This window comes from Nocardioides sp., assembly GCF_036374615.1.
In the GTDB taxonomy this organism is placed as follows: domain Bacteria; phylum Actinomycetota; class Actinomycetes; order Propionibacteriales; family Nocardioidaceae; genus Nocardioides.
In genome coordinates, this window is sequence record NZ_DASUTK010000090.1 from 1 (window position 1) to 6,343 (window position 6,343).

The following is a 6,343-nucleotide window of genomic DNA, read 5'->3' on the forward strand; positions in this document are numbered from 1 at the left end:
GGCTACCCCGAGGTCTGGCAGGAGCGCCAGATTCCGTGATCCCTCGACCTCTCGGGGTCAACACCTGGGTCTGGTCCTCGCCGCTCACCGACGAGAACCTGCCCGGCCTGGCCCGCAGGATCGCCGACCTCGGCTTCGACGCGATCGAGCTCCCGCTGGAGAACTCCGGCGACCTCGACCACGCCGAGACCGCGGCGGTCCTGCGGGAGACCGGCCTCGCGCCCTACGTCGTCGGCGCGATGGCACCGGGTCGGGACCTGGTGACCGCGTCCCCTGTCGCGGTCACCGGGACCCAGGCCTACCTTCGCGAGTGCATCGACCTGGCCGCCGCGGTCGGGTCGCCGGCGGTGTGCGGCCCGTTCTACGCCCAGACCGGGCGGGTGTGGCGGATGTCGTCGGAGCAACGGCAGGCGACCTACGCCGAGTGGCGCGAGAACCTCGCGCCCGTGGCGGACCACGCCGTCGAGCGAGGGGTGGTGCTCGGGATCGAGCCCCTCAACCGCTACGAGACGTCGCTGGTCAACACCGTCGACCAGGCCCTGACCGGGCTGGGGCCGCTGCTGGGCCAGGGCGTCGGCCTGGCGCTGGACACGTACCACCTGAACATCGAGGAGCGCGACAGCGCGGCGGCGATCCGGACGGCGGGCGAGCACCTGGTCCACCTGCAGGTCTGCGGCAACGACCGCGGCGCGCCCGGTCACGACCAGACCGACTGGGTCGCGATCGTCGCGGCGCTCGACGAGATCGGCTACTCCGGCGCGCTGAACATCGAGAGCTTCACCCCTGACAACGCCGCGATCGCGGTGGCCGCCTCGATCTGGCGTCCGCTCGCGGACAGCCCCGACGCACTGGCGTCAGACGGGCTGGCCTTCCTGCGGTCCCTGACCGCCGAGTCACCGCCGCGTGGGCCTGAGACAGACCTCTAGGACGTTGTCAGGCACGCGCCGCAGGAATTGAGAGGCACACCAATGGCAGACGGTACGGCGGGCAACGCACTGCGCCCGCTCGGAGTAGCGGTCGTCGGCTACTCGTTCATGGGCAAGGCGCATTCCAACGCGTGGCGCAATGTCGGCGCGTTCTATCCCGGCACCGCACCGGTGCGGCAACAGCTGCTGGTCGGCCGCGACCAGCGTGCGGTGGCCGAGGCGGCCGAACGCTACGGCTGGGCCGAGACCGCCACCGACTGGCGGGCCGTGGTCGAGCGCGACGACATCGATGTCGTCGACGTGTGCACGCCCGGGCATCTCCACAGCGAGCTCGCGATCGCGGCGCTCGAGGCGGGCAAGCATGTGCTGGTCGAGAAGCCTCTCGCCAACTCGGTCGCGGAGTCCGAGGCGATGGTGGCCGCGGCCGAGGCCGCCGCTGCGCGCGGCGTCGTCTCCATGGTGGGGTTCAACTACCGGCGGGTGCCCGCGCTGGCGCTGGCCCGGCAGCTGATCGGAGAGGGACGGATCGGGGCGGTGCGGCAGGTGCGTGCGGCGTACCTCCAGGACTGGCTGGCCGATGCTGGAGCACCGATGACGTGGCGGCTGCGCAAGGAGACGGCGGGCTCCGGCGCGCTCGGCGACCTCGCCTCGCACGTCGTCGACCAGGTGCAGGCGTTGCTCGGCGAGCCGGTCACTGCCGCGAGCGGACGGTTGAACACGTTCGTGTCCGAACGTGCCGGTGAGTCCGGCCCGGAGCCGGTGACCGTCGACGACGCCGCGTGGGCCACTCTCGAGACGCGCTCGGGAGCGGTCGCGAGCATCGAGGTCAGCCGGATGGCGACGGGCCGCAAGAACGGCCTCACGATCGAGGTGTACGGCACCGACGGTGCCCTTGCCTTCGACCTCGAACGCCTCAACGAGCTGCAGGTCCTCACTGACCCCGCGGACGGGACGGCCGGCTTCCGTCGCGTCCTGGTGACCGAGGACTCGCACCCCTACCTCGCGGCGTGGTGGCCCCCGGGCCACATCCTGGGCTGGGACCACACGTTCACCTCGCAGGCGGCCGACTTCCTGACCGCGATCGGCGGTGGCGTGGCGCCGAGCCCGTCGTTCGCCGAGGGGCTCGAGGTGCAACGGGTGCTGGCTGCGGTGGAGGAGAGCGCGGCCCGTTCGGGTGTGCGGCTGGACATCGCCCAGGACAAGCCAGCCGCCTGATGCGTCAGGCGGCCTGAGCCATAGAAGGCTCCATCCGCATGACCCATGGCGCAGGACGCATGGAGCCGGGGCCGCGGTCAGGTGCGCTCGGTGATGCCAAGTGCGGCCAGTGCCATCGACGTCAGCAGCGCCCGCATCTGGGCATCCGGCAGCAGGCCTGAGTGCGGGGTGGAGTTGATCAGCCCGAAGGCGACGTGCGCCATCGCGCGGGCGCGGTCGGTCCGCAGCCCGCGGTGGACCCGCCGCAGCTGGTGGGCCCACACGTCGACGTACTCCCGCTGGAGCCGGCGGACCTTCTCGCGGGCGTCCGCCGGCAGCGACTCCCAGTCACGGTCCTGGACGACGATCAGCGCTCGCCTGGTCAGCGCGAAGTCGACGTGCCAGTCGACGAGTGCGCGAACGGCGGCCGTGGGATCCGCGGCACTCGCCACTCGCTCCCGGCCGACGGCGAGGAGCTCCTCACTGATCGAGACCAGCATCTCAGCGAGGATGGCGTCCTTGGACGGGAAGTGCTTGTACAGGGCGGGGCCGGAGATCCCGCACGCGGCTCCGAGATCTGCGACCGAGACGCCGTGGAACCCGCGCTTCGCGAACAGCTCGGCCGCGGTCGCCAGCAGCTGGTCGCGTCGCGTGACGGCCTCGGTGGACACGAGGTCAGGTTAGCGGTCGCTAACCGTCCGAGCGAGCGTCGGTGCTCATCGCTCGTTGCCGTGCTTGTAGTTGCCCGTCGCCCGCGCCAACAGCTGCTGGGCCGCGCGTTCGTCGGCGCGCTCGAGCTGGGCCCCCAGCTTGGCGCCGGCCTTGCCGCCAACGGTGACGATCTGCCGACCGCCGCGGAACACCAGGACGTTCCCCGACTTGGTCACCTGCCAGTCGAACGGGTCGGCGGCCAGCGCGTCGTCGCCGGTGGGTCGGGTCGCCATGGTCCGACTGTACGGATCGCGCGGCGCCGTACTGGACCACCGACGGGCGTGGCGACAGACGGTGGCGTTCGTCGACGAGGGGCTGCCCGGGTAGCGCCCTCAGGCGTGGGTGACGCCGTGCTCTGGCTTGAACGTGTCGCCGGTGAGCTTGGCCTTCGCGAAGCTGATGACCGAGGCAACCGTGCCGCCCGGCGTGTCCCAGTACTCGCCGCGCTCGATCTCCACCCGGATCAGCACGGCGTCCGGGTTGTCCGGCCCGCCCGGCAGCCACGCCTCGGCGAAGGTGTTCCAGAGCTCCTCCAGCTTCTCGCGGTCGTCGACCACCTCCGCCCGGCCGTTGAGCGCCACCCAGGCATCCCTCGACGAGAACGACAGCAGGACCCGGGGGTCGTGCAGGATGTCGCTGACATGCTTGGTGTCGCGGGCGCTGATGAACCACAGCTCCTCGCCCGGCGCCACCTCCTGGCGGGCCATCGGGATCGTGCGCGGCAGCCCGCCGTTGAACGTGGTGAACATCGCGATCGGCATGTCCTCCATCAGCTCGACGAGCCGCTGACGGTCGTAGTCGTCGGTCATGTGCCCCTCCCGGCGTGCAGTGCGTCTCTCCCTGGCATCGACGCTAGGTCGACGCCGCGACGTCGGGCACACCCCCGCGGGTGGCGAGCCAGGTTAATGATCGCTAACCTGAGGCGGTGGCCGAGATGAGGGATCTGGTCGACGAGCTGCGTGAGCGGCTCGCGAGGGTACGACAAGGAGGCTCGGAGAGCGCTCGCGCGAAGCACACCGACCGCGGGAAGCTGCTCGTGCGCGACCGGGTGGACCGACTGCTCGACCCGGGGAGCCCGTTCCTGGAGCTGAACCCACTGGCGGCCTACGGTATGTACGGCAAGGACGCCGACGACGTGTACGCCGTGCCGAGCGCCGGCATCGTGACCGGCATCGGCCGGGTGAGCGGTCGCGAGTGCGTCGTGGTGGCGAACGACGCGACCGTCAAGGGCGGCACCTACTACCCCATGACGGTCAAGAAGCACCTCCGCGCCCAGACCGTCGCTGCCGAGAACCGGCTCCCATGCCTCTACCTCGTGGACTCCGGGGGCGCCTTCCTCCCGATGCAGGACGAGGTGTTCCCGGACCGCGAGCACTTCGGACGGATCTTCTTCAACCAGGCCAACCTCTCCGGGAGTGGCATCCCGCAGATCGCCAGCGTGATGGGGTCGTGCACCGCCGGCGGTGCGTACGTCCCTGCGATGTCCGACGAGAGCGTCATCGTCAAGAACCAGGGCACGATCTTCCTCGGCGGACCGCCCCTGGTGAAGGCGGCGACCGGGGAGGTGGTGACCGCCGAAGAGCTCGGAGGCGGCGACGTGCACGCCCGCACGTCCGGGGTCGTCGATCACCTGGCTGAGGACGACGCGCACGCGTTGGCGATCGTGCGGTCGATCGTCGCGACCCTGCCTGATCCGACGTTTGGGCACGAACGGCAAGGTTCCTCGGCGCGTCGCCGCCGTTTGGACACAAACGGCGAGCCGGAGAGTCCCCACGAGGACCCCGCGGGCCTCTACGACGTGGTGCCCACCGACACCCGCACGCCGTACGACGTGCGCGAGGTGATCCGGCGGGTCGTCGACGGCAGCCGGTTCCACGAGTTCAAGCAGCTCTACGGCGAGACCCTGGTGTGCGGGTTCGCGAAGATCTGGGGCCACGAGGTCGGGATCGTCGCGAACAACGGCATCCTCTTCAGCGAGTCCTCCCTCAAGGGCGCTCACTTCATCCAGCTCTGCAACCAGCGGGGTGTCCCGCTGGTCTTCCTCCAGAACATCACCGGCTTCATGGTCGGTCGCGAGTACGAGAACCGCGGCATCGCCCGAGACGGCGCCAAGCTCGTCACCGCGGTCGCCTGCAGCGTGGTCCCGAAGTTCACGGTCGTGATCGGCGGCTCGTTCGGGGCCGGCAACTACGGCATGTGCGGCCGCGCGTACGACCCCAGGTTCCTCTGGATGTGGCCCAACGCGCGGATCTCCGTGATGGGCGGGGAGCAGGCCGCGAGCGTGCTGGCGACGGTCGCCGGCCGCGAGGACGACGAGGGCTTCAAGGCACCGATCCGCGAGCAGTACGAGACCCAGGGCTCGCCGTACTACGCCTCCGCCCGGCTCTGGGACGACGGCGTGATCGACCCCGCCGACACCCGTCGCGTTCTCGGCATGGGGCTCGCGGTCACCGCGCGGTCACCGATGCCCGAGCCCTCCTACGGCATCTTCCGGATGTGAAGCGAGCAGTGACGTGCGAGGGACGAGCACGGCGCGTGGGCGAGACCCGGTTGACCCAGCCCTGCGACCGAGGCACGAGGTCGCAACGGGCGCGTCGAAACCCAGGCGGCGCGGCGAGAGGATCTGACAGATGACCGACGTCGAGCACACCCTGCTGGTCGCCAACCGCGGCGAGATCGCGATCCGCGTGATGCGCACCGCCGCCCGGATGGGATGGCACACGATCGCGGTCTTCACCGACCTCGATGCCGACGCGCCACACGTGCACGCAGCCGACGACGCGGTCCGGCTTCCGTCGTACCTGGACGGGGACGCGGTGGTCGCAGCGGCGGTCGAGAGCGGCGCCCGGTTCGTGCACCCCGGCTACGGCTTCCTGTCCGAGCGCGCGCCGTTCGCGGCCGCGCTGGAGGCTGCGGGCATCCAGCTCGTGGGCCCCTCGGCGGCCGTCATGGAGCAGATGGGCCGCAAGGACGTCGCCCGCGAGCTCGCAGTCGTTGCGGGCGTGCCGGTCGTGCCCCGCGGAGAGGACGCGGGCTACCCCGTGCTGGTCAAGGCCGCGGCAGGCGGCGGCGGGAAGGGGATGCGCGTCGTGCGCTCCGAGGTCGAGCTGGCCGAGGCGGTCGCATCGGCCAAGCGCGAGGCCGCGTCGGCGTTCGGCGACGACACGATGCTGGTCGAGAAGTACGTCGAGCACGGCCGCCACATCGAGGTGCAGGTCATCGGCGACTCCCACGGCACCGTGGTGCACCTCGGCGAACGTGACTGCTCCACCCAACGACGCCACCAGAAGGTGCTGGAGGAGGCCCCCGCGCCGACCATCACACCCGCGGTCCGCGAGCTCGTGACCTCGTCGGCCGTGGCGCTGGCCCGGCACGTGGGCTACGTCAACGCCGGCACCGTCGAGTTCCTGCTCGAGACGGCGGGGGAGCGCGCGGGCGAGCACGTCTTCATCGAGATGAACCCGCGGATCCAGGTCGAGCACACGGTGACCGAGGAGGTGACCGACGTCGAC

The 6,343-nt window shown here is 70.9% G+C and carries 7 protein-coding genes; 4 read left to right on the plus strand and 3 right to left on the minus strand.

The window, feature by feature from the left end:
* Positions 1-35 precede the first annotated feature (35 nt).
* Both VFZ39_RS07050 and VFZ39_RS07055 read left to right on the plus strand, forming a co-directional pair.
* A complete protein-coding gene (locus tag VFZ39_RS07050; RefSeq protein WP_330865024.1) occupies positions 36-926 on the plus strand; it encodes a sugar phosphate isomerase/epimerase family protein in 891 nt (296 codons plus the stop codon).
* Between the two features lie 42 nt (positions 927-968).
* Positions 969-2,141: a Gfo/Idh/MocA family protein gene (locus VFZ39_RS07055; RefSeq protein WP_330865025.1), complete on the plus strand. Its 1,173-nt coding sequence runs from the start codon at positions 969-971 to the stop codon at positions 2,139-2,141.
* Positions 2,142-2,218: 77 nt separating this feature from the next.
* Here VFZ39_RS07055 and VFZ39_RS07060 read toward each other — a convergent pair whose 3' ends face one another.
* From VFZ39_RS07060 to VFZ39_RS07070, 3 genes are all read right to left on the minus strand, one after another.
* The gene (locus VFZ39_RS07060; protein WP_330865026.1) at positions 2,219-2,791 is read right to left on the minus strand and encodes a TetR/AcrR family transcriptional regulator; all 573 of its coding nucleotides are present in this window, start codon (positions 2,789-2,791) and stop codon (positions 2,219-2,221) included.
* A gap of 45 nt (positions 2,792-2,836) precedes the next feature.
* The gene (locus tag VFZ39_RS07065) at positions 2,837-3,064 is read right to left on the minus strand and encodes a hypothetical protein (RefSeq protein WP_330865027.1); all 228 of its coding nucleotides are present in this window, start codon (positions 3,062-3,064) and stop codon (positions 2,837-2,839) included.
* Between the two features lie 99 nt (positions 3,065-3,163).
* Entirely contained in the window at positions 3,164-3,640 is a 477-nt protein-coding gene (locus tag VFZ39_RS07070; RefSeq protein ID WP_330865028.1) for a pyridoxamine 5'-phosphate oxidase family protein, read from the minus strand.
* Positions 3,641-3,765: 125 nt separating this feature from the next.
* On the opposite strand from VFZ39_RS07070, the gene VFZ39_RS07075 reads away from it, so the two are divergent.
* Together VFZ39_RS07075 and VFZ39_RS07080 are read left to right on the plus strand one after the other, a co-directional pair.
* Entirely contained in the window at positions 3,766-5,331 is a 1,566-nt protein-coding gene (locus VFZ39_RS07075) for a carboxyl transferase domain-containing protein (RefSeq protein WP_330865030.1), read from the plus strand.
* Positions 5,332-5,461: 130 nt separating this feature from the next.
* On the plus strand, positions 5,462-6,343 hold an 882-nt coding region (locus VFZ39_RS07080; protein ID WP_330865029.1), incomplete at its 3' end, for a biotin carboxylase N-terminal domain-containing protein.